Origin of the sequence: Flavobacterium facile (assembly GCF_036321945.1) — a bacterium.
Taxonomy (GTDB): domain Bacteria; phylum Bacteroidota; class Bacteroidia; order Flavobacteriales; family Flavobacteriaceae; genus Flavobacterium; species Flavobacterium facile.
On record NZ_JAZAYT010000032.1, the window covers coordinates 233,713 to 260,639 of the forward strand.

General features: G+C 33.7%; 10 protein-coding genes. 5 read left to right on the forward strand and 5 right to left on the reverse strand.

What is annotated here, in order from left to right; translation table 11 throughout:
* Positions 1-15: 15 nt before the first annotated feature.
* From UEQ13_RS08885 to UEQ13_RS08895, 3 genes are all read left to right on the forward strand, one after another.
* Entirely contained in the window at positions 16-3,423 is a 3,408-nt protein-coding gene (locus UEQ13_RS08885; protein WP_329805992.1) for a hypothetical protein, read from the forward strand.
* Positions 3,424-3,560: 137 nt separating this feature from the next.
* Complete coding sequence (locus tag UEQ13_RS08890; RefSeq protein WP_329805993.1) at positions 3,561-7,136, forward strand: T9SS type B sorting domain-containing protein; 3,576 nt, start codon at positions 3,561-3,563, stop codon at positions 7,134-7,136.
* 79 nt (positions 7,137-7,215) lie between these two features.
* Positions 7,216-7,962 (forward strand): enoyl-CoA hydratase/isomerase family protein, encoded by a 747-nt coding sequence (locus UEQ13_RS08895; protein ID WP_329805994.1) that lies wholly within the window; start codon positions 7,216-7,218, stop codon positions 7,960-7,962.
* A 130-nt stretch (positions 7,963-8,092) separates the two neighbouring features.
* Here UEQ13_RS08895 and UEQ13_RS08900 read toward each other — a convergent pair whose 3' ends face one another.
* On the reverse strand, positions 8,093-8,695 hold the full coding sequence (locus UEQ13_RS08900) for a 2OG-Fe(II) oxygenase (RefSeq protein WP_329805995.1): 603 nt from the start codon (positions 8,693-8,695) through the stop codon (positions 8,093-8,095).
* A 266-nt stretch (positions 8,696-8,961) separates the two neighbouring features.
* On the opposite strand from UEQ13_RS08900, the gene UEQ13_RS08905 reads away from it, so the two are divergent.
* The gene (locus UEQ13_RS08905; RefSeq protein ID WP_329805996.1) at positions 8,962-9,414 is read left to right on the forward strand and encodes a 6-pyruvoyl trahydropterin synthase family protein; all 453 of its coding nucleotides are present in this window, start codon (positions 8,962-8,964) and stop codon (positions 9,412-9,414) included.
* 232 nt (positions 9,415-9,646) lie between these two features.
* On the forward strand, positions 9,647-10,591 hold the full coding sequence (locus UEQ13_RS08910) for a tRNA dihydrouridine synthase (RefSeq protein ID WP_329805997.1): 945 nt from the start codon (positions 9,647-9,649) through the stop codon (positions 10,589-10,591).
* A 104-nt stretch (positions 10,592-10,695) separates the two neighbouring features.
* On the opposite strand, the gene UEQ13_RS08915 is transcribed toward UEQ13_RS08910, so the two are convergent.
* From UEQ13_RS08915 to UEQ13_RS08930, 4 genes are all read right to left on the reverse strand, one after another.
* Positions 10,696-17,259: an Ig-like domain-containing protein gene (locus UEQ13_RS08915; protein ID WP_329805998.1), complete on the reverse strand. Its 6,564-nt coding sequence runs from the start codon at positions 17,257-17,259 to the stop codon at positions 10,696-10,698.
* A gap of 368 nt (positions 17,260-17,627) precedes the next feature.
* The gene (locus UEQ13_RS08920) at positions 17,628-19,493 is read right to left on the reverse strand and encodes an OmpA family protein (RefSeq protein ID WP_329805999.1); all 1,866 of its coding nucleotides are present in this window, start codon (positions 19,491-19,493) and stop codon (positions 17,628-17,630) included.
* A 24-nt stretch (positions 19,494-19,517) separates the two neighbouring features.
* A complete protein-coding gene (locus UEQ13_RS08925; protein WP_329806000.1) occupies positions 19,518-20,438 on the reverse strand; it encodes a PorP/SprF family type IX secretion system membrane protein in 921 nt (306 codons plus the stop codon).
* 65 nt (positions 20,439-20,503) lie between these two features.
* A complete protein-coding gene (locus UEQ13_RS08930) occupies positions 20,504-26,866 on the reverse strand; it encodes a fibronectin type III domain-containing protein (RefSeq protein ID WP_329806001.1) in 6,363 nt (2,120 codons plus the stop codon).
* Positions 26,867-26,927 lie beyond the last annotated feature (61 nt).

Here is a 26,927-nt window from a genome sequence, read left to right on the forward strand (position 1 = left end):
CAGTACTTTTACCCTATGTTTAAACAGCTATTTCTTTTTTTATTTTTATGTACGATTTCTGTTGGCTTTGGTCAAGAGAAAAACCAGGCATTTAAAACTAGAAAATTTGTGTATTCAAAAACGGAAATTCAAATTGACACAATAGCGTTAAATCCGAATTCATTTAAAATCTATAACTTTAATAATCAGGAAATTGATACTTATTTTTATGCCTTCAATTATCAAACCAAAAAGCTGCTTTTTAAAAAAGAATTTCAAGATTCAGTAAAAGTAACCTATTACCAATTGCCGAATTTCTTAACCAAAACCTACACCATTTACGACGAAAAGAAAATTGTTCCTAATGAAAATGGGCGATTATTGACATTTTCAGAAAACAATAAAAAACCAACTTCCATTTTTAATGGCTTACAAACCAATGGAAGTATTTCTCGTGGAGTGACCATTGGAAACAATCAAAATACGGTTTTAAATTCGAATTTAGATTTACAAATTTCTGGAAAACTATCGGATAATGTGACTTTAAAAGCATCTATTCAAGATAGTAATATTCCGTTGCAAGAAGGCGGTTATTCTCAAAAGTTAGATGAATTCGACCAAATATTTATTGAACTTTCTTCTAAAAATTGGAACGTTCGTGCTGGTGATTTATTTTTAGAAAACAGAAAAACTTCTTTTTTAAATTTTAACAAGAAAGTCCAAGGTTTATCCTCTCATTTTAACTGGGGAAATACGAATAAAAACGATTTGTTTTTTGCAGCTTCGTTGGTGCGTGGACAATATGCACGAAGCAATTTTACTGGTCAAGAAGGAAATCAAGGTCCATATAAATTACGTGGCAATAATGGTGAATTATATGTGCTAATTATTTCAGGTTCGGAACGCGTTTACGTGAATGGAATTTTAAAAGAACGTGGTGAAAACAAAGATTATATAATCGATTATAACGCCGGTGAAATTATTTTCAATGCTACTTTTCCCATTACTTCCGAAATGCGAATTGTAATGGAATACCAATATTCGGATAGAAACTTTACGCGTTTTTTAAGCTATGGTGGTTTCAATCATGAAAGGGAAAAATTCAGTATTGGTGCGTATGTGTATTCAGAAAATGATGTGAAAAACCAACCTTTACAACAAAGTCTGTCTGAAGAGCAAGTTCAAATTTTACAAAACGCTGGTGATGATTCCACTTTAATGAATGCACCTTCTGCTTATGAAGATTCGTATTCTGAAAATAAAATTTTGTACAAAAAAACACGAATAGGTCCAACAGAAATATTTGAATTTTCTACAGATGAAACTCAAACTTTATATCAAGTTAAGTTTACTTTCTTAGGAAATAATTTAGGAAATTACGTTTTAGCAAGTAACAATACGATTGGAAAAATTTACGAATATATAGCGCCAATTTCTGGAATTCCACAAGGAAATTATGAACCAATAGTGAAATTAATTGCGCCCACAAAAATTCAAATTGCGACGATTGTAAGTAAATATTCGCCTTCAGACAAAACAGAAATTGAAACCGAAATTGCGATTTCTAACAACGATAAAAATTTATTTTCTGGCTTAGACGATGCCAATAATCAAGGAATTGCTTCGAAATTGCACCTCAGACAACAATTGTTTTCAAAAGGAATTAATGTACAATCATTTGCGAACATCAATTACATTCAAGAAAATTTCAAACCGATTGAACGTTTGTATAATATTGAATTTAATCGCGATTGGAACATTACCAATCCTTTAGGAAATCAGCTTTTAATTGTGGGTGGCTTTCAATTTAATTCGGTTCAAAAAGATTCTGTAAAATGGCAAACTTTCGGAAAATATCAATTTGAAAAGTTGGATTATTCTACTAATTTTTCTGGAAACAAACATGTTTTTCAAGCTGTAGCGAAGAACAAATCTTTAGTCTTTCAAACCCAAACGAGTGTAATGAATAGTCAAAGTGATTTGAGTAAATCGGACTTTTTTAGAAATCAGAATGTAGCGAAATACCATTTTAAGAAAAACTATATTGGTGGAAGTTTTAGAGCAGAAAACAGTAAAGAATTGCTAACTCAAACGCAAACGTTAAGTAATTTCAGTCAGCGCTTTACCGAATTTGGAAATTTCATTGGTCGTGGTGATTCTACAAAAGTTTTTACAGAAATTGGTTATTTGGCGCGTCAAAACGATAGTATTCAAAACAATGTTTTACAACGAGTGAATGCTTCTTTTTCTACTTATTTGAAATCGCAAATCATCAAAAATGACAGAAGAAATTTAGGTGTTTTTATCAATTATCGAACCTTAAAATTTACCGATAATCGTGCGACGGAACCTTCGATAAATTCGAGATTAAATTATTCGGATTCGTTTTTTAATCAGCTGATTCAAATGACTACTTTTTACGAAAATAATTCGGGAAGTATTGCCCAGCAAGAGTTTACTTATTTAGAAGTCGATCCTGGTCGAGGTGTTTATATGTGGAACGATTATAACAATAACAACGTTCAGGAATTGCAGGAATTTGAAATTGCCACATTTCCGGATTTGGCGAAATATGTGAAAGTTTTTTTACCGAATCAGAAGTTTATTCGCACGTATCAGAACAAGTTAAGTCAGACGTTAACTTTCAACGGTAATGCTTGGCAAAACGGAACAGGTTTCAAGAAATTTCTATCCAATTTTTACAATCAAACTTCTTTAATAATTGATAAAAAAGTAGCTCGAAATTCTAATTCTTTTGAGTGGAATCCGTTTTCAAAAAGCGAAAAAGATTTAATTGGTTTGAATAATAATTTTAGAAATAGTTTGTTCTTCCATAAAGGAAAACAGAGAAATTCCGTGACATATACATACAATTCAAGTTCGTTGAAAAATTTACTGAATTTCGGAAGTCAAGAAAATTATATTAAAAGTCATCAACTCCAATATGCGCATTTGGTGAAAAAGTTTTGGTTGTTTCAAATGCAAACCAATACTTCTAATTCGGAAAGTATTTCTGATAATTATGCTAGTCGAAATTTCAACATTGATGGCTTAGAAGTGGCTCCAAAAGTGTCTTATCTTTTCTCTAAAAATGCGAGTTGGGATATTTTTTACGAAAACAGTACTAAAGAAAATACGCTCGGAAATTTAGAACGTTTAAAACAAAATCAGTTTGGAAGTTCCTTTAATTGGAATACCGAGAAAGGATTTTCTATGAACGGAATTTTCACTTACATTAATAATGATTTTACAGGAAGTGCTTCTTCACCAGTTGGCTTTCAATTGTTAGAAGGTTTACAAAATGGAAAAAATACGACTTGGCAATTGTTATTTCAGAAAAACATCACTCAGTTTTTAGATGTTTCGATAAATTATAATGGTCGAAAATCAGAAACTAGCAAAACAATTCATACGGGAACGGTACAATTGAGGGCGTTTTTCTAAAAAAAAATTAAATTCAAACAATTTGTTTTAAAATTTATCAAAACAGTAAACAAAACTTAACATAATCTTATTTTTAGGCTTTAAAAGTTTGTTTTTAGTAAAAATAGAATAAATTTGTTGTAAAATAATAACCATAAATGAAAAATTACCTACTACTATTATCCATTTTTACTTTTTTTACAACTCAAGCCCAATTGAGTAGTAAACACTGGTTGCCGCCTTTACATTCTAGAGACGGGTCCGCTATTGAAGAACAATATTTATACTTATCTACAGCAATTACAACACCTTTTCAAGTAACTATTACAACTGGTAACGGTATTCCAATTGCTGGTTCGCCATTTACCCTATCTAATACTACACCATTAGAAATTTCGATTGGTAACGGTCAAGGGCCAACAACTCCAATGTTTTTAGAAGATTTTGATGTTAATATTGTTAAAGCTGATAAAGGTTTAATATTAGAAGGACCAGAAGATTTTTATGTAAGTTTAAGAATGAGACATCGTGTTCATGCAGAAACTATAATATCAAAAGGAATTCCTGGTATAGGTACCCGATTTAGATTAGGTTGTATGATAAACGAAGGTGTTGATCGTAGAAAATCCTTTGTTTCAAGTGTAATGGCAACGGAAAACAATACTCAAATTACTTTATCAGAATATGACACAGGAGTTGTTTTTGCGTCTGGTAGTGGTGATATTACTTCTGATACACAAAATTTCACGTTAAATGCTGGAGAAAGTATTGTGTTCTCTGGTTATAGTGACGTTCCTGCTAATTTAAATGGTATTATTGGTGCCTTACTAACGGCTACAAAACCTGTAACTGTTATAACAGGAAATATGTTAGGAGGAATTCGAAACAATAGTGCCGACATATGTTTAGATCAAATTGTTTCTTCAAGTCAAATTGGTACGGAATATATTTTTATTGAAGGAAATGGAAGTCCAGAAATGGAATTGCCTTTAATAGTTGCAGATGAAGATAACACTGAAATTTTTGTAAATGGAAATCCAACTCCAGCCATAACATTAAACGCAGGTGATTATTATTTAGTTCCTAATTCAGAATATCAAGGCACAACTAACAAAAATATTTATGTAAAAACTTCTAAAAATGTTTTTGCATATCAATTACTTGGTGGCGGAGAATCCTCAGCAACATCAGGACTAAATTTTATACCGCCCTTAAGTTGCTTTTTTCAAAAATCGGTTAATGTGCCTGCTATTGATAAAATTGGTAGCGCCAATTCGGTATACAATGCAGATATAATGATATTGACTTATTCTAATGCTACAATTACAATAAACGGAACCCCTATAAATACTTCACAAGCACAAGCTGTTTTAGGAAATACAGATTGGGTTACCTATAGGATTTCAGGTTATACGGGTAATATTAACGTGATTTCAACTGGTCCACTTGCTGTAGGAGTTTTCGGATTTGGAGGAGAATCTACCAACCCTGGTGATCCACCTGCAGCAGGTTATGCAGGTTATTATTCAGGATTTGGAAGTATTCCTAGAGACACAAATGTTATAGTTTGTACCTCGACAACTAAAGATTTGTTTGATGCAATTAATGGAAATCCTGAACCAGGTGGAACTTGGACTTTGCCAACAGGCGGAGCTTCTCTAACTGGAAATGGAAACGTTTTTGATCCTGCAATAAACGCGGTAGGAGAATATATTTATTCTTTTACCAAAATTTGTAATTCATCTTCTGCTCCTTTTAATATAAAAGTAACTGTTGCTACAGAGCAAGCCAACAATGTAGGTACGAGTACAACAAAAAACACATGTAAAAACCAAGCTTCTTTTAATATGTTTCCATTATTAGGAACTGGTGCTACAACAGGTGGAACTTGGTCTTTTAACGGAACAAACAGACCGAATGGCAATTTTAATCCAGCAACAGATATTTCTGGCGATTACAAATATAAGATACCAGCAAGTGGCGCATGTCCAGAATTATTTGCAATTGTAACAGTAACTAATTATGATATTCCAACTTTACCAACTACACCTATTGCAGATTTAAAAGTATGTGATGATGCTATAGATGGCAGTGATACAAACGGACAAACTACATTCAATTTAACAAGAAAAACGAATGAAATTTTAAATGGTCAAACCAATGTAAATGTAACTTACCATTTACTAGAGAATGATGCTAAGGCAGATATAAATGCCATAACTTCTTACTCTGGATTAGATAAAGTAATATATGCTAGATTAGAAAACACTACTACAACTTGTTATAACACGACAAGTTTTAAAGTGGTGGTAACTGCTTTACCAATTATCGATAACGATGTTGAATATAAGCAATGTGATATAAATACCGACAGAATTGCTAATATAAATTTAAGAGAAGTAGAAGAAAAAATTGTAACAGGTGATACAACGTTGTTTACTTTTAGATATTTTACCAATCCTACAGATGCATTAAATAATACAAATGCAATTTCTAATGATTTATTGGTAACTCCAAATGACCGTGTATATAACGTTAATCAAACCGGAACCGTTTGGGCTCGAGTTGAAAATCAAGATGGTTGCTCAAGAATTTCTCAAGTAAATTTAACTGTTTCGGCAACACAATTACCGGCAACATTTCAAAAAATTGTTTTGCAAGAATGTGATGATTTTATTGACAATTTAGCACCAATTGCTGACGAAGCTGATAATGATGGTATTGATTTTTTCGATTTAAATGAAGCAACCGATAATCCAACAACTGGTATTTTAGCTCAATTTACTAATCCTGCAAATTTAGTAGTGACCTATTATGTCAGTTATGCTGATGCGGAGGCCAAATTTCCTAAAATAGATACTGATAATCCAGATGGATATAAAAACATAACTCCAAATCTTCAAAGCCTTTGGGTCAGAATAGACAGTAAAGACAATAACGATTGTGTTGGTTTAGGCCAATATGTAGATTTAAAAGTAAACCCTTTACCAGATTTTGACATTCCAACACATGAAATTTTATGTGTACAACCAGGAACTGGAGCTGGAAGCTTTCCAATAAATGCCACTCCTACTACACCTGGAAATTACACTTATTCTTGGACACCTACAAATCCTGACACAACTGCTGGACAAGAAAATGCAATTTTTAACGCGACTGCAAATGGAATTTATACTGTTTTAGTAACTAATACCGCTACGTCATGTACTAAAGAAGATCAAACAGAAATACTAATTTCTTCGGCTCCACAAGCTGTCGAAGCACAATTAGTCTCAGAAATTTTCGCCAGTGGTTTATCAACTATCCAAGCTGTTGTAATTGGTGGATTTGGTAACTATGAATACAGTTTAAATCAAATCGATTGGCAAACAAGTCCTGTTTTTACAAACTTAGAAAATAACATTTATACTATTTATGTAAAAGACATTAATGGTTGTGGAGATGGAAACTCTAATCCAATTACTACTATTTCCTATCCAAACTATTTTACTCCAAATGGAGATGGTTACCATGACACTTGGAATATAAAAGGTTTAACTACGAAATTTGATGCGAAAATTTACATTTTTGACAGATATGGAAAACTTCTTAAACAGATTGATGCCTATGGAAATGGTTGGGATGGAAAATTTAATGATACTGAAGTTCCTTCAACCGATTATTGGTTTAAAATTGAATATAAAGAAGATGGCGTTCAGAAAGAATTTAAATCGCACTTTAGTTTAAAAAGATAATCTAATTCACAAAATAAAAACAACCGCAGCTTCACAGATAAAATTAAAGTCTGAGAAGCTGCGGTAAAATTTTAAAAACATGACAGCTTTCGTAAAACAAGAAATAAAAAACAATATTGGTTATATCACATTTTTTCATCCTGCTGGAAATTCGTTCCCGAGTTCACAATTGCAACAATTGGTGGAAACCATTCAGGAATTAGACAAAAATGAAAACGCTACAATTATAGTCTTACAAAGTGAAGGAAATACGTTTTGTGCTGGCGCATCCTTTGACGAATTATTACAAATTGACAATTTAACAGATGGAAAACAATTTTTCTCTGGTTTTGCAAATGTGATTAATGCGATGCGAAATTGTTCGAAACTAATTGTGGGAAAAGTACAAGGAAAAGCTGTTGGTGGTGGTGTTGGAATTGTTGCCGCTTGCGATTATGCTTTAGCGACAACAAAAGCTGATGTGAAACTATCGGAATTAACGATTGGAATTGGACCTTTTGTAATTGAACCAGCTGTTAGCCGAAAAATTGGACAAACTGCCATGAGCGAATTAACCTTAGCCGGAAACGAATGGAAACCTGCCACTTGGGCATTTGAAAAAGGTTTATTTGCGAAACTATTACAACCTGAAGAATTAGATGCAGAAACTGAAAAATTTGCTTTACAATTAGCGAGCTACAACCCAGAAGCTTTATCAGAAATGAAACAAGTATTATGGCAAAACACGTCACACTGGAGCACTTTATTATACGAACGTGCCGAAATTTCTGGAAAATTAGTTTTGAGTGATTTTACGAAGAAAGCGTTGGAAGGGTTTAAGAAATAGTCTTTTAAAAACAGCTTTTGTATTCTATCCCCGATAGGAGCGGCATCTCCCGATTTTTCTTCGGGAATATAGCGGATAGCGGGACAAAAAGTGAACTGAAATACCAAATATCTGCTTCAAATAAAAAAAACTAACTCGTTTTCAACCAACCTGTAATACTAAATCTTTTTCTTTGAACGGGTTTTACTTCGTGTTCTAAAATTTGGCTTTCAAAAATTACGACTCTACCTTTTAATGGGTAAATTTTAATTTCTTCTTCGGGTTTGTAAATGACTAATTCGCCACCAAATTCGGGTTGCCAATTTTCATCGTTTAAGTAACAAACTATAGATAATTTTCTTCTCGTATCGTTTTTAAAAACATCTAAATGACGTTTGTAAAAAGTACCTTCTGGATAAATGGCATAATGGAATTCTTTGTTGGAAATTCCTAAATAACAAGTTGCATTAATGTAAGCCACAAAATCATTTATTTGATGGAAAAAGGTATCTGAAGCTTCATTTTTATCTTCTTCATTCAGCCAAAAAATATAATCTCCACGAATTTCTTCTTTAACAATTTCATCCGATTTATTTCCAATTGCCGATTTTTTAAAGTCGGAAGTTTCGAATTTATTTTCTAATTCAGCACGCATAATTTGTACGGCTTCTTCTGAAAAAAAAGCATCGCAAACAGCATATTGGTTTTCTAATAAATCGGTAATTATGGTTTCGTAAAGCGGATTCAATTCCATCGGTTGCACATTTAAAGCAAAGATAAAGTAAATATTTCAAGATGAAATTATTTTTGAATTGGTATCGCCACGAATTATCGAATATTTTATGTTTATGATTTGATTTAATTCGAATTATCATCGAAGATGAAACAAATTTTACAATGTTGGCATTTTTAAATTCGTCAATTCGTGGCAAAAATGAAAATTTTAGATAAAAAACAATAGTAAGATTTTTATATTGGACTCATGTTATTTTCGTAATTTTGCAGTTCAATTATCACACCATGAGTAAAATTAGAATTACCAAGCAATTTAATTTCGAAACTGGTCATGCCCTTTATGGTTATGATGGCAAATGCAAAAACGTACACGGACATAGTTATAAACTATCTGTAACCGTTATTGGTGAACCAATTACGGATTCGAATAATGTAAAATTTGGAATGGTAATTGATTTTTCTGATTTGAAAAAAATCGTAAAAGAAGACATTGTGGATGTGTTTGATCACGCGACAGTTTTTAACCAAAATACACCTCATGTGGAATTAGCTAAAGAACTTCAAAACCGTGGTCACCATGTGATTTTAGTCGATTACCAACCCACAAGTGAAAATATGGTGATTGATTTTGCAAATAAAATTATGGCGCGTTTGCCAAAAGACATTCAGTTGCACTCGTTGCGCTTACAAGAAACGGAATCTTCTTTTGCAGAATGGTTTGCTTCGGATAATTTATAGGTTTCTTGCCACTAAGACGCAAAGTCGCGAAGATTTTTTTAAAAGGATTTAATTTCTCGAAAAGACGAAGAGTCGCAAAGTAAAATCCTTTTCATCCTTTCAATCTGGGTGAAAAAAAATAAAGTAAGCAATTGCAGAGTTGATTTGCTTAAATTCCTGTTTTGTTTCACGCAAAGACGCAGAGTCGCAAAGATAAAAACAAAACCTTACCTTTGTGTTTTCAAAATATATTATGAGCGTTACATTATTATCTTCGCCTTTACAAGGTTTTACCGATTTCAGATTTCGAAATGCGTTTCATAAACACTTTGGCGGGATTGACACTTTCTATTCGCCATACATTAGATTAAATGGGAAATTAGAAATTAAAGCTTCGTACGAACGCGATATTCTTCCAGAAAACAACACCACTTTAGAAGTCATTCCTCAAATTATTACAAATGATGCCGACGAATTTTTGTTCGTAGCGAAATATGTACAATCCTTAGGTTATAAAGAATTGAACTGGAATTTAGGCTGTCCATATCCGATGGTCGCAAAATGCGGAATGGGTTCGGGATTAATTAGCAATACTGAAAAAATCAACACTATTTTAGACCGAGCGCACAGCGAAACCGATATTATTGTTTCGATGAAAATGCGAATGGGTTATGAAAATGCTTCTGAAATTTTAGATGTCTTCCCTATTTTAGAAAAATACCCGATAAAGAATATTGCCATTCATGCGAGAATAGGAAAACAATTATACAAAGGACCAGTAGATTTAGATTCGTTTCAACGTTGTTTGGATGTTTCGAAACATAAATTGTATTATAATGGTGATATTACTTCTGTAGAGAAATTTAGAGAAATGCAAGAGCGTTTTCCAAGTATTGATCATTTTATGATTGGAAGAGGATTAATTGCCGATCCGTTTTTACCAAGCATGATAAAAAACAATACGACGGAATATCCTGAAGATAGATTCAAAATTTTCAATGCATTTCATGATGAAATTTATCAGGCGTATGATGCTTTTTTACAAGGCCCAACTCCAATACGAATGAAAATGTTGGGCTTTTGGGAATACTTTTCACAAGTCTTTCCAGATACACAAAAAACATTTAAGAAAATTAAGAAAGCCCAAAACAGCAGAGTTTACGAACAAGCTGTGAAAGAAATTTTTGCTTCTGTATAAAACTACAATTCTATTTTTCCTGAAAGAATTCTTTAAGTTAATTATATAAAAAAACCTCTCACTCTAATTAAAGAGGAGAGGTTTTTAAATTTATATAAACTTGATTAGTTTTTGTAAACTTTCAATTCCGTTATTCCATCCACCGATTGTAATCTTACAATATACATTGCACTAGACAAGTTAGTCATATTCAATTGTACTTCTAAAGTATTTGGTTTCATTTCAATAACTTTTCTTCCTGTTAAATCATAAACATCTACTGAAATAATTTCTTTGTTGTATTTTACATTAAAGATATCTTTCACTGGATTTGGATAATAATTTAATTGAGATAAATCGAAACTTGCATTTCCTAACACAACAGTTACTGTTACAGCTAAAGTTGTACTTCTACAAATACCGATATTTGTAACTCCGTAGTAAATGTTACCATTAACTAATTGAGTTCCTACTGGTAATGCATTAATATTTAAAGCTGCATCAGATGATGAAGCAAACCAAGTTACTGTTCCATTTGTTGTTACTACAATATCTTCAATTGTAACATCTGCAGCAACTCCTCCATTAATTACTTGAGTTGTAGCTCCTGAAATTGTAGCTGTAGTAATTGTTAAATTTAACGTTCTTGTCACACAAGCTGTTGTAGAAGTATAAGTTCCACTTGTAGTGTAAGTTGTTCCATTTGCTGCCCATGTGTACGTATCACAAACTGAAACTACTTCTGTTGGCAATGATGAACTTGGTGTAATTGTTAAATCTAACGTTCTTGTTACACAACTTGTTGTTGAAGTATAAGTTCCACTTGTTGTATAAGTTGTACCGTTTGCTGCCCATGTGTACGTATCACAAACTGAAACTACTTCTGTTGGCAATGATGAACTTGGTGTGATTGTTAAATTCAACGTTCTTGTTACACAACTTGTTGTTGAAGTATAAGTTCCACTTGTTGTATAAGTTGTTCCGTTAGCAGCCCAAGTATAAGTATCACAAACTGAAACTACTTCGTTTGGTAATGATGAACTTGGTGTGATTGTTAAATTCAAAGTTCTTGTTACACAACTTGTTGTTGAAGTATAAGTTCCACTTGTTGTATAAGTTGTACCGTTTGCTGCCCATGTGTACGTATCACAAACTGAAACTACTTCTGTTGGCAATGATGAACTCGGCGTAATTGTTAAATCTAACGTTCTTGTTACACAACTTGTTGTTGAAGTATAAATTCCACTTGTTGTATAAGTTGTTCCGTTAGCAGCCCAAGTATAAGTATCACAAACTGAAACTACTTCGTTTGGTAATGATGAACTTGGTGTGATTGTTAAATTCAAAGTTCTTGTTACACAATTTGTTGTTGAAGTATAAGTTCCACTTGTTGTATAAGTTGTTCCGTTAGCAGCCCAAGTATAAGTATCACAAACTGAAACTACTTCGTTTGGTAATGAAGAGTTAGCAGTTACTGTTACATCTACAGTAGCAGTAGTTTCACATCCTGTTACAGGTGCAGTAGCAGTAGCAGTATAAGTTGTTGTAGCAGCAGTTGCTGATTTTACATATACAGTAGGAGCGTTTGTTCCTCCAACATATGCAACTGTAGCAGCTGCATCTGTATATAAATCAGTAATTGGTGACCATGTAATTGACGTTGCCACAGCACTACTCCAATCAAATGTTGTATTTAATCTTTTCAAACTTAAAGTTCCAGCTGGATTAGAAGCTACATAAGCATTTGAATCTGGAAAAGTTGTTGATGTAACCGCTGAAACTGTTTTATTATCTGGTGTTGCAGTATAATATGTACTTGCATTTAATGCTAAATCAACACCAGTACTTCTAATATCTACAATAATATTTGAAGTTCCATCCCATATGTAAGGTGTATTAAACACAATACTATTAACACCAATTGCTTGAGTATATGTTGGCGTAGCATAAACTTGAGATAATCCAGAAGGTACAAAACCTGTTAAAGTACTCAATGCCGTATTACCCATAAAAACTCTAAAATCTGTAACATTTGGAGCAGAACCAATTGTAGTAATATTAAATTTAACACCATTGATGTTACCAGCTAATATTCCTGCTGCATTTAACTCAGCTGCAGTAAACACCATTTGCATCCAATAATGTTTAAATCTATTATTAAATGCTGTTGGCTCAGTACCATTGTCAGTTGTCAAAGTAGTTGCTGTTCCAATTGGAGTAGAACCTAAAGAACCAATAGTTCCTCCAGTTGCAACTAATGATTGAATAGAATTCACACAAGTTGAAGCTGGTGATGGTGTTATTGTTATTGCAGTTGGTTTTGGATTTACCGTTATATTAACCGCAGCAGTTATCTCACATAATGCTCCTCCAGATTGAGACGCTGTTAATGTGTAAGAAGTCGTAGCAGAAGGATTAAAAGTCCAACCAGTTACTGAATTTCCACTAACTCCTGTTAAAGGTGTCCAAACATAAGTGTCATAATCTCCTGCACCAGCAGTTATTGTAACTGGACTCGATGAATTACCTGCACAAATAGCAGCAGCAGATGTACTTAAAGTAAATACTGGCGGAGCCGTTACCGTTGCTAAAACTGGTACTCTAGGAGATTCACAAATTGCTTGACCTGAAAAAACAACATTTAATCTATTTAAAGATGTAGTTCCAGTTGTTGTAGAACCTGTAAAACCAGTTGCCCATAATACTTTATTATCAGTTGTAGCAGTATAATAAGTTAGAGAGTTATTTGTTGCGTTGGCTCCGTCATGAGTAACATTAACAACAATATTAGATACTCCATCCCAAACATATGGCGTAGCAAACGTAATTGTTTGCAATCCACTTGCCGTATGTGTATAAGTTGAAGGACCATAAACCGTAGTATATGTAGCTGTTGACAAAAATGTTGTACTAGCAAAAGATGACCCAGCAACTGTTCCAATTTTAACAGTAAAATTAGGATTTGTTGCAGCATCACCTAAAGTTGTAATGTTATATGACATTGAAGCAATATTACCTGCGCTATATCCTGCGGCATTTAATTCTGCAGCTGTATAAATAGTTTGACTCCAATAATTTGTCCATCTGTTACAAAATGCAGTTGGTTGTGCAGTTGCCAGTGTTAATGTAGTTGCAGTACCTATAGTTGCCGATGCTGGAGATGAAGTTGAGGCTGCAGCATAATAAGTTGTATTTGTACTTATTGAAGGTGTAACAAAAGATGTTCCTAAAGCCAAAGAAGCACCTCCTGAAGCATTTGCAAACCAATTGATTGAAGCTCCAGAATTTGGAGTAGCACCTAATGTTACAGTTCCAGCACCACATCTAGTTGCAGGAGTTATTCCTGTTACACTATTTGTAAATGTAATTTGAATAGGAGTTGATGTTCCTGAAGCAGGACCAGTCGCACAAGTTACTATACATTGATAATAGGTTACTTGAGTTGGTGTTGCTAAATAAGTTAAAGTAGTAGCTCCAGAAATATCTGAATAACTTACACCATCAGCAGAACTTTGCCATTGATAAGTCAATCCTGAACCTACTGGATTAGAAGTAATTCCTAAAGTTGTACTTCCGCCAAAACATACTGTTGTTGAAGTTGCTGTAGTTGCTCCTGGTGTTGGAGTGCCAGAACATGCATTTGAAACTGCATAAGATAAAAACCCTGTATAATTTCCACTTAAAACAACAGCATTTGACTGAATTGTATTTGGTGTACCAGCTGCAAAAGTTGCAGTACTACCAAATGAAGTTGTATATAAACCCGCTGCCGCATTAGCCTGAACAGGAATATTCCCATTTACTAGATTAGTATCACCCAGTTTAACATTAATATTTGTAATTGTTCCAGACGTCAAAGGGGCTTCCCATCTTCTATTTGCAGCAAGTGAAGTAATTGATGGATCAGCAGTTCCTAAGTTACTATCAAAAGCTTCCGCTTTCATAATAGAAATGCTTGTTGTTGCTGGAGCTAAAGATATTGGTGCATAAGCTGTTTTACCAACAGGATATAATATATAATTTGTATTAGCATTTGCAGTAGCAATTGTTCTTGCAAATGGTCCATTAATATAAGATGTTGCAGAACCTCCTGTTAATGTTCCAGCCGCTGAAGCTGTACCTAAAGAAAGTAAGTTAGCTGCACTTGTTGTAAAGTTTCCTGCAGTTAATGTTAAATTTCCAGAAACTTCTAAATTACCACCAGAAATAGTAACTCCATTTGTATTATTTAAAGTTACGTTTGTAACTGTTCTTGATGGAGGAATTTCGTTTGTTGCTGTATATGCATCACACTGAGAATATAATAACGTAAAAGTTCCAGTACCTAAATTCCAAGTTGGAGGAGAAACAAAAGCACCTCCTGGTCCAACTAAACCAGCTGAACCTACTTGAACAACACCTGCTAATGCTAATCCAGTTCCTATAGTCAAATTGTTACTTCCTGTAATATTCCCAGAAAATAAATTTGCTCTTAAAATTGTAATTGGACCTGCCTGTGAAATTGTTAAACCACTAGTGTTATTTAAAGAAATTGTATTTAAAGCAGCACTTATAGTTCCTGTACCATTCCATGTTTGTGCAATTGGCACAACAGGAAAAAAGTATAAAGTACTAGCTGTTGCACTATTAGGACCATTTATTGAACCATTATTGGTAAAAGTAGCTCCACGTTGTACATAAAGTCCAGCGGCTATAGATAAATCAAAAATACTACCTGAAGCAATCACTGTATTACCTCCTACGATTACTGTTCCTGCACCTGAAAAAGGTGAATATCTACCAGCTAACACATTTACATTACCAAGAATATTTAATGTTCCAGAAGAGACTGTTCTAAACTGACCAGTACCAGTAGTAACTGATAAGTTACCTTTAATAACAGCCGTTGTTGTAGTAGTGAAAAAAGGATAACTTCCTGTTAAAGTAGGACAGTTAAATACTATATTTCCGAATGACTGATTGTTATTTGTTGGTGCAGATGTAGATGTTGTTAAACCACTAATTGTTAACGTTGCATTAGTACCCCAAGTTGCTAATGGAACGTTTGGCGCTCCAGTTGTAGCTCCAGATACATTATAAGCACTTCCGTCTAAAAAAGACAAACTCGCAACAGATCCTGTTACTCCTGTTGCACCTAAGAAAGAATTATTAATAATACCTGTAGCTGCTACAGTCACTAAAGTACTTGTACCTCCTGTAGAATTAAAAGTATTTGCGGCAGCGCCACTAATATTTAATGTTCCTGAAATTAAACCTGTATTTCCTGTTCCAGAAAAGGCAATTGCAGTAGCATTAGTAGCATTGTTTAAATTTAAAGTACTTCCAGCTTCAATTACAAAATCATCACTAGGCGCTCCATTTATTGTAATAACTCTAGCAGTAGCATTATTAGATTGTAGTGTTACGTTTGTATTACTATTTATTATTAATTGACCAATTGTAAAACTTGCTAAATCAACATTTATAGTAGTTGAACCACCTGCTGTTGTTCCATCTCCATCAATAATAAGTATATCAGATGAAGACACAACTGCTCTAGTTGAACCTGAGTTGTTAGCAACTGTATTCCAGTTTGCAGGTGTATTCCAGTTACCTCCTGTTGTTCCTACCCAATAATAAGATAGTGCTGCAGCAGTTGATTGAGAACCAGTAATACCAGTGCTTGGTAAAGCTGCTTCTGTAGCAGACTGAATTTTATAATAAAAAAGAGTTGAAGATGCTAATCCAGTTTGAGCGACATTATATGCCGTCCCAGTTGTTAGACGAGTAGTTGAATTTACAAGAGTAGTCACTACATTTTGTGTAAACGCTGCGTCTGTAGCACGTGTTACAACAAAGTATGATTCATCTGTACTGTTATCAACCCAATTAGGCGTGATAGTACTAGATGATACTGCTGTAAAAGTTAAAGTTGTAGGATCCAAAGGAACGGTGTTTGGCGGAGTAAAACGATACATCCTTCTTGAGCCATCGACTGTTGAATGAAGATTCGCGATATTAGTACTAGCTGTATAAGAGTTAACATTAAATGTTGCTCCATTACTAACCGTATTAGTAGAAGTAGTTATAGATGCAGTTGTATTTAAAACTGTACCTACTGAGAACCCTGAATTTATAGCAGTTGCAGTAGTAGTACTTGCATTTTTAAACATTGAACCATAAACATATTCAATGATACCTGAATTTTCATATAATCTAACTTGATAAGTACCATCATTAGAACCTGGAGTACCAACATATGTAATAGACATATTATTAAATTCAACTACTAAACATCTATTTGGCGCGGTACCAACAACTTTATAATGTACTTTTCCACTAATTCCTGTTCTTAAATCAGCTGCTAAAGCACCTATTCTTGGTGTTGTTGTAGACCCACCAGACAAAACATATGTAGCTGTTCCGACTTGAGAACTACCCAATTGAATTACTCCATTACTATTTGTCGAAAATTGAGTAAATAAATTTCCATACATGTAAAAACTAAATCCAATGTTAGTAACTGGTGATGCGGAATCATCTAAATCAGCCGCAACTAATTGTGTAGTTCCAACTGACATGTCAACTGCGTTGGCGTTGGCATCAAGCACTAACGAACCTGTCGTATTTGTTGTAAAAGCGTAATTAGCAGTTGATTGTGCCCATGAAAGCTGACCAATAGTCAACATCATAAACATAATTAATGCCATACACTTAAATTTTCCAAATAATGAAGTTAAAGTCGACATTGAGTCAAACTTTTTGCTCTCTTCAAAATTTGAGTTGAAATTACTTTCAACATCTTTAGAATTGTAATAATTCACCATAAGAGTAGATAATTAATTAATAATAGTTGGATTTAAGGTTTTTTGTTAAAAAAAATTAAAAACATTTACTAAAGTAGTTTTTTTTAAACAAATCATCACAATACATCGATGAAATCACTTATTCATCGACGAAAAGCATAAAAAGCAGAAACCTCTCATTTGAGAGGTTTCTGCTTTTTAATAAATGAAAAATTTTATATAATGAAAGTTAAAAGATAGATTAAAGAAATTTACCTTTTATAGTCACTTTTTTATTTCTTCAAAATCAAGAACTCACTACGTCTGTTTTGAGCGTGTTGTTCTTCCGTACAGTCTGTACAAGCTACTTTTGGTTGAGTTTCTCCCATTCCGCTACCTGTAATTCTGTTTTTTGCAATTCCTTTCGAAACAATGTATTGAACCGTAGATTTTGCTCTTCTGTCAGATAATCTTAAGTTGTAATTATCTGCTCCACGACTATCTGTGTGTGATTTCGCATCGATAACCATATTAGGATATTCGTTCATTACTTTAACCAATTTATCTAACTCTTCTGCACCTTCTGCTGTGATGTTAGATTTGTTGTATTCAAAGTAAATCGCTTGTAAAATAACTTCTCTTTCTGTAATGATTGGTTTGATTGGCGTCATGTTTAAAACTATGGTTTTTGCTCCATTTTGAGATTTTTCCATAGTAGCTGTTCCGTTTTCATAACCTGATCTTGAAGCATTAAACATTGCAACTTGCTCACAATCAACTCCGAATTTCGCTTCTCCCATTTCGTTTGAAACTTGATTGCCTTTTTCGATTCCTTTATTATTCACTACTGTTACGTTTGCTCCTGAAAGCAACCTTCCTGTTTCCGCATCCTTAACTAATACAGTAGCATCCACTCCACAAACTGCATTAGCTTGGTAAATGTCATCGTTTCCTTCTCTATTACTAGAAAAATAACCTACATTTTTTTGCAAGTTGTATGAAAACGCGAAATCATCTTTTTGTGAGTTTACAGGTTCACCAACATTTGAAGCATTTCCATGTGTAACTGTATTGTATTTAAAAACATCATAACCACCAAAGCCTTGTCTACCATTTGACGAAAAGAACAACATATCATCATCTTGGATTGAAGGAAAACTCTCATTAGCTTCAGTATTTACGAATGAACCTAAATTTACTGGCGTTCCATATGTTTCTCCATCTACACTTACTTTCCAAATATCTTCTCCTCCTAATCCACCTGGCATATCTGAAGAAAAATATAATGTTTTTCCATCTTTACTGATACTTGGGTTTCTTACAGAATATTCTTTACTATTAAATGGTAATGGTTTTGAGTTCGCCCATTTCACTCCATCTTTTGTAGCTTTGTATAAATAGATTTGACCGAATTTTAGCTTTTTCTCTTTGTTCTTTTGGAATTCACTTTCGTTAAAACTTTCGCTACCATAATAAATAGTAGTTCCATCAGAAGTTATACTTGCTGGTCCGTCATGCCATTTGGTGTTTAACTCCGCAACTTCTGTAGCTTGACTTAATGTTCCATATGCATTTCTAGTAGCTTTGTATAAATCTAAATAAGGTTCATCGTCCATACCACTTGATTTTCTTGCAGTATTTCTAGCACTTGTGAAAAACACTTCGTTATTATTTGTTAACACCGCACCAAAATCAGATTTATCACTACTTACATCAGATTTTACAGCATCGTATTGTTTACTCTGGCTTTTTAAAACTGTTAAATAGTTTGGGTTGTTTTTAAATGCTTTAGCTCTGGCATCATTAGGCTCCATTTTTGCAAATTGTTCCATTTGCACTTCTGCAGCTTTGATATTTCCTTCTGCTTTTAACATTTGAGCATATCTAAAATGCGTTTCTGCATCTTGTGAAGTTTCTATTGCTTTGGCATACCAAGTAACGGCTTCTTTTGTATTAAAAACATTGAAGTAACTATCACCTAATTGTTTGTAAACATATCCATCTGCTTTGTTTTTTTCAACTAGTTTAGAATATGCTTTTGCTGCATCTACATACTCCAGTCTTTCAAACAATTTGTCCGCTTCTTTAGTATCTTTATTTTGTGCTATTAAACCTGTTGAAAGCAATAAAGCACTTGCTAATATATATATATTTTTCATGTGTATTTTTCTTTGTTGGATAGATTAAAAATAACGAGGTGAACGTGATACTTTTTTACTAAAGTTAACATCAAACAACAAGATGACCTCGTGTGATGATGGTGTCGTTACTTTTAAATCTGAAACGATATGATCGTAGGCATAACCAATTTTTAAAGTTGGCGTAATCGCATAATTTACCATAGCGCCAAAACTATCATCTAACCTGTAAGTTCCGCCAATTTCGAATTTATCGTAAAACATAAAATTAGTAGATACATCCAAAGAAGCTGGTGCTTCAAAAGAAGATTTAACCATAAAAAATGGTTTGAATTTTACATTTTGATTAATATCAAAAACATAACCTCCTGTTAAAAAATAATGGCTAGATTCATTTCCGTATGTTTTACCATTAAAATCTAAATGCGTAGCCTTTAACATGTTTGGAACTGACAATCCTAAATAATATTTATTCGTGTAATAAAAAGCTCCTGTACCAAAATTAAAATAATTGTTACTAACATTTGCGCCAAAAGCACCATCGTTTTGTTGTGGTAAACTTGGTGATATTTTTGTTAAATAATCAACATTATGTAATGTCAATCCTGCTTTTAATCCCAAGGCTAATTTATGCTCCCCTCCTAATTTTAACGTGTAAGAGAAATCCCCATAAACATTATCTTCTTGTACAGGTCCAATTTTATCTGAAATTACTGATAATCCTAAACCTACATTTTTTCCTACTGGACTGTGTCCGAAAAAAGTACTTGTTGTTGGTGCATCTTCTAATTCAATCCATTGTCTTCTGTGTAAAAGTCCTAATGATAAACTTTCTTTACTACCAGCGTAAGCAGGGTTCATCACACTCATGTTATACATGTATTGTGTATAATGCGGATCTTGTTGCGCTGATACTTCTGAAAGCAATCCAATTGTCAACAATAAACCTAAATATATTTTTTTCATATTGATGTTGTTTAATAAAAACTACTCTTTTACCACCTTGATAAAAGAGTAGAATTATTTTCTTCTTATTGTTCTCTATTAATATAAATCCAACCTGTTTTCTTCTTACCAGAAACTAACTCAATAACATAGTAATAAGTACCGTCTGGCATATCGCCTCCGCCCATAAATTGACCATGCCAATCGTTATTGTAATTGGTTTTAGAATAAACTTCTTTACCGTATCTGTTGAATATCTCAACCTTATTAGCTTTTAACTTTAAAAAATCATTCTTGTCATCTCCATTCGGTGAAATACCTTTTTGAATTTCACATAGTTCAACTACTACAGTCATAGTTGTTGGGTTCGCACATTCAGTAGCATCAGGTGTAAAAGTATAAACCATTGAACCTTCTACTGAAGTATCTACAACAGCTGTTGACCAACTTCCATCAATAGAATTTGTAGAAGTAGTTGGTAATGTAACATTTGCATCTCCAACACATAAATCTAAAACTGGAGCGAACGTTGGAGTTACTCGAGGAATAATCGTTACTTGAATTGGCAATACACTTGAACATTGATTTGAATTTGGAGTAAATGTATAAGTAAATGTACCAGCATTTGTAGTATTAATTGCTAATGGATTCCAAATTCCTGTAATACCATTGTTTGAAGTTGGCAGTAAAAGAGGTGCTGTATCTCCTTGACAAATATTAGCAATAGGACTAAATACAGGAGCAACAATTGGATCAATAGTAATATCCATAGTAGTACCAACTCCACATTGTCCTGAATTAGGTGTAAATGTATAGGTTGTAATTCCCACGGCACTTGTGTTAATAGGTGCATTCCATGTACCCGAAATATTATTATTAGATAACAAAGGTAAGTTTGGCGCAGTTGTATTTTGACAAATATTTGGAATTTGTGTGAATGTAGCCGTTACAAAAGGGGCAATAGTTATTGTAGTATTGCTTGAATTTGCGTTAATACAACTTGCTAAATTAATTGGGTAATTGTAAGTCACCACATATGTTCCCGCAGTACTTGTTGCTAAATTGATAGAACCATTAGTAGTATTTAAATCTAATACAGAACCAACCGCTCCAGTATAACTAAAAGTACCACCAGAAGTAAATCCGGCCGCTAAAGTTGGAGTTGGATTTGTTGTATTTGTAATACAAACAGGAGTTGTGTAAGTGAAGCTTGTAACAGCTGTTGTATAAGGCACTGCATTTATTGTAAATGATATAGGTGCAGAATAACAATTGTTTATTAAATCATGAACAATAAAAGTATGAGTACCTGGAGTTAATCCTGTAAATGTTGTACTTGTTTGATAAGTTCCTCCATCAACACTATACTCATAACTTGAAGCATTAAGCGTGTATTGACCTAAATTTGAATAATTTTCTGGATCAAGAGCAGTCCATTGTGAAGCATTCCAAGTTGTACTTGGAAGTGGTGTAGCACTTGCTAATCTTCTGTAAGTATATCCTGGTTGACCTAATGGTGTAAAAACTGTGTTAGTTCTTGATCCCCAAATATCTAATTCAACATTCCCAATAGTAGTCAATCTAATGTTATCATTATTATCAACACCAGAATTTGGAATTGGTAAATCATGAACTACGCCTGGAATACTTGGGTCATTACTAATTTTAATAACAAATGATCTGTTATTTGCAATTGTTCCTGACAATGTTTGTTGCCAAGTTGGTGCAGCGTTTCCGTTATTATACATTTTTAATCTATAATTTACTAAATTAACAGTAACTCCTGTAGCGTTAAATAACTCTACATAAGATACCGCACCTGAATTTGCATCAGTAACTTCAGAAATAAATAAATTATTTGGAACCGTACCTCCAACTGAAACAGGAGCAGTAATATTAATAGAACCTGTTTGTATGGCACAAGTAGGTTGTGTTAAATAATCGAAAGTTGGTGTTGGAATACTTACAATATTTACATTAAATGAGTCTTGTGAACTACAAATACCATTTGTAGTATAAATGTAAATAGTTTGGTTTGTAGAAATAACATCACCAGCATTTAAAGCTGTACCTGTACCGCCAGTTGCTGTAAAATAATTCCCAATAGTTAAAGCAGGTAATACATAACTATTACAAGCATTAACATCTTGTGTATATGGAATAATTGGAGAACTTAATATCTCAACTATTCTATTTGTTGTATATAAACCACATCCGCCATTAGCAGGAACTGTCATTGTAACAGTATAAATACCTGGTTGCGCTAAACTTGGAATTATACTTCCAGTAATTGGATCTAATGCATATTGCAAACCTGTAGGTGTTGACGAATAGATTGTATTAGGACCTGAATTCCCTGTAATAATAACTGGATGAGAAACAGAATCAGAATTACAAAAAATCGCACTGTTAGCATAAGTAATTGTAGCATCAGCAGGTTGCGTAACTGTCACCAAAACACTGTGCTCTATTGGGTCATTAGTGTAAGGAGGTAAATTATTTGGAGTAACGGTATTAGTTACAACATATGTACCCGCAGCACTTGCTGCAAAATTAATTACACCTGTAGCTGGGTTTATTGATAATCCTGCCGGAGTAGCTGTAAATGTACCCGCAGAACCACCGCTTACATAAGTTGGAGAAGCTGGTGCTTGATCTTTACAAAATGCTGGAGCTGAATAATTAAAATCCGCATTAAAACATGTTGGAATAGGCTGATTCGTTACAATAGAGATTGTACCTGGATCATTTTCGTAATTTGTAACCATTAATATATAGAATTGTCCAGCAATAACAGGTAATGAAAAGTTCTCTACCGCCGCTGCAGAAAAACTACATCTTATAGGTGTTTGATTTGGGACATTATTACAACCAATTTGTTTTGTAGTATATGGTCCCCAAAGTGCATAATCAACATCCCCAGAAGTTTGTGAAATATTACATGTATATGTTCCTGTAACACCCGCTTGAATGAAAAAGAATTTTACATTAGGAGAAGTTCCTAAACACTGATAATTACCAAAATTGATGACATCCGTAGAATTAGTATAAGTAACACCTGCACATAATGGATCCGCACCTGAACAAGACACAGAACCAATACACAATTTAAAAGGTATTGATGTTGCTGTAGATAAATTAGTTACTAATCTTATATAATAAGTTTGTCCAATAGTTAATCCATTGGCAACATGACCTTCGATTGCATTACCTATAACAGTTGGTCCCTGAACAGTTGCAGTTGTTCCACATTGGATCAAAGTTAAACTTGAACAAGTTCCTGAATATAAAGCTAAATCTATTGAGCCCATCAATCCTGTTGGACCTTCCATTTGAACAGTATGTGTAGTACTTATGGCAGTAAATTTATACCATGTGTCATTTGCATTTGCATTACAAGATCCAGTAGTGATACTTGGCGTAGCACCTTTTAAATCAACAAAATTAGGATTAGTACATTGTAAATCTGTATTTACAATCGCCTGTGTAGCATTAATACAATTATCATTTACTGGAGTTGTTGAAAAATTAATTCCATCAGTCCAGAAACTTTTATCTGTATTAGAACAAATAGCTCTTACATAAACTGTATAAGCTGTTGAAGGAGACAATCCTGGGAAAGTTATTGTTGTTGTAGAAAAATTATTTCCCGTTACAGAAAATGCTGGAACATTTGACCCTGCTGGCACTACCAACACTTGCCAATCTGATGCACTTCCTGATTCCGTCCATGTTAAATCAATTGACGTAGCTGTTATGTTTGAAATTACTACTGAAGTTGGTTTTGGACAAGTAATTGGAGGTGTACAATAAATTGTAGCATCCCATCCAGCAGCTGTTGTAGTTCCGTTAGAAGTAAATATAAAAGTTAAACATCCAGTTGCAGATGTTGATGTAAATGAAGGTGGTAAAGTTGTACCTGTATAAGTCCCAACAACTGGTGAAGTTGGTAAATTACCATTTCTTATTTGTAAAGTATCTCCTGCATCAACATTAAAATTATTAAACACTACAGTAACAACATCTCCAGCATTATCTGGACATACAATTGATGTAATATTTTGATTATTTTGATAACTACCTGCTATTCCACCTGTATCATAAAAATGATCTCCGGCACAATAGTTTGGTGTTGTACAGAAATTTACTGGTACAGACCAAACACTAAAATCACTTGGTCCACATTTAGCTCTTACATAAACCGTATAACAAGTTACTGAAGTTAAGCCAGAAATTGTAAATGGACTTGTCCCTGGTGTTCCAGCAGTACTTGCAGTTGGTGCAGGTGAACCTGTAGGTAATACCAAAACTTCCCACGCAGTTTCTACAGCACCATTTGCCCAAGTTACTTGAGCTGTATTGTATCCAATATTAGAAATTACAAGATTTCCTGGTTTAGGACAAGTGACTAAATCTAATTTTATGTTATCAATTGCAGCTGGTGGCTGAACTCCACCTGTAGCGTCATTTGTCCATTCAAAAACCACTCTCATATTACTTCCTGCATAAGGAGTTACGTTAAGAGTATGATTTCTTGTAATAAAATTCGAATTTCCAGTTAAATCTCCAGTTACATTTATTTTATTTGCTGCAGCACTAATTGGTGCACCAGCAGTAATAGTTGTTGCAGAAGGAACTGTCCAAACTCTTAAATAATCTGTAGCTTGTCCAACCGATCTCCAATCAAAATTTAATTCTACTTGAGTAGCCCCTGCAGGAATAATAAAATCTTTATAAGCATGAGAAACTGAAGTATTAGTAATATTATAGGCATTCGTTACACCATTAGACTCGGAAATATATAATGATTTAGTTCCGCCATTATTTACAGCATTACCTAAAGCCCATTTATTTGTTTGAGTTCCGTTATTTAAAGTCCACCCTGTTAAAGTTTCTAAAGTATCAATAAAATTTAAAGCTGTTGGAATTTGAGGCGTGCTAAATGTAAATGGTCCAGACCAAATACTAAACGTACCATCATTACAACTTGCTCTAACATAATATTGATATACTACACCTGGTACTAATCCAGTTGCAGAAAAAGGCACTCCTGTTGTTACACCAGCAACTGTTGGCAAACCATATGGAGCTGGAGCATAAGAAACTTCCCAAGATGTAATTCCTGGAGTTACGCCCCATGATAAATCAGCAGAAGTTGCAGAAGTTGTTACAGCTGTTAATGCTGGAGGTTGAGTACAAAATACTTGTTGTATAGTTAAAGTATATCCAACCGTTTGTTGTGTACTTACTATTGGCGTTGTTCCTACATACGAAGAAATAATAACATAATAGGTTTGCCCAGCTGTTACTGCAAATGGATTGATAGTCCTAATACTTGAGTTGGTATTTCCTCTTCCTGCTAAACATGTTGCTCCGGGAGTTCCTGGACACCCACTATAAACGTGAACACTTGAAAAGTTAGCTGTTGGCGATAAAGTTATTGCAATTTCTCCAGTAAAAGTAGGAGTAAATGAATAAAACACATCATTACCATTCATATAATTTGCTGCATTACCAGTACATAAAGTAGGTGCTTGAATATCGTTTGGATCACTAAAATTTGCTGTATTATTTGTTGTTTGATAAGGTAAGGTAGTAACAACAATTGGATCGTTACAAGCTTCCCCAAACGAATTTGTTAAAAAGATAACTGGATCTGACCAATTACTTGAAATTCCAGTTGAACACACAGCTCTAACTCTATATTTATAAGCTGTGTTTTCTTGCAAACCTGTTTGAATGTAACTATTTGTAGCTACAAAAGTTCCAGTACCTGAAAAGTTATTTAAAGAAAGTACTGTTTCAACTTCCCATTGACTTGCTCCTGCAGGTCCTGTCCATCCTAAAGTTGCAATTGATGCACCTACATTAGAAACAGCTAGAGCTGTTGGAACATTACAAGCTGCATTAATATTTATATTATCTATTAACCAACCGTCTCCATCATCTGTTGTAAGAACAAATGCAAAATACAAGGTTTGTCCTGCATAAGCCGCTAAGTTAACCTCAACATCAGCATAACCAGTATTTGTACCGAAAAGCGCAAGCTCTCCCCATGTTTGAAAATTGGTAAAAGTTGCTGGATTAGTTTGTGATGTAGAAGAAATTTTTAAGGCATAATTACTTCCATAATTTGCTCCAGGGAAAAATTTTCGATTATAAAATTTTAATACCCCGTTTGCTGGAACTGTTACAGCTGGTGTTACTAACCAGTCTTCCGCAAAAGTACCATCTGGCACATCTTCTGGATAAACATAGGCAGACTGTAAGCCTTGATAAATATAAGCTGGTGTTGTATTTTCAATACGCCAGTTTTCTGTTGTACCAATACCATTGGTAAATGTTGTCCACCCTGTTGGCGGAAATGTTGCGCTTTCAAAATTTTCGGAAATTTGACCGAAAACATTTAAACCAGCGAACATAAATAATAATAAAAGTAGTTTTTTCATTATAGTTTATAGTGATTAATTAATTTCTTTAACTATACAAAAATATAAATTACAAGGTAAT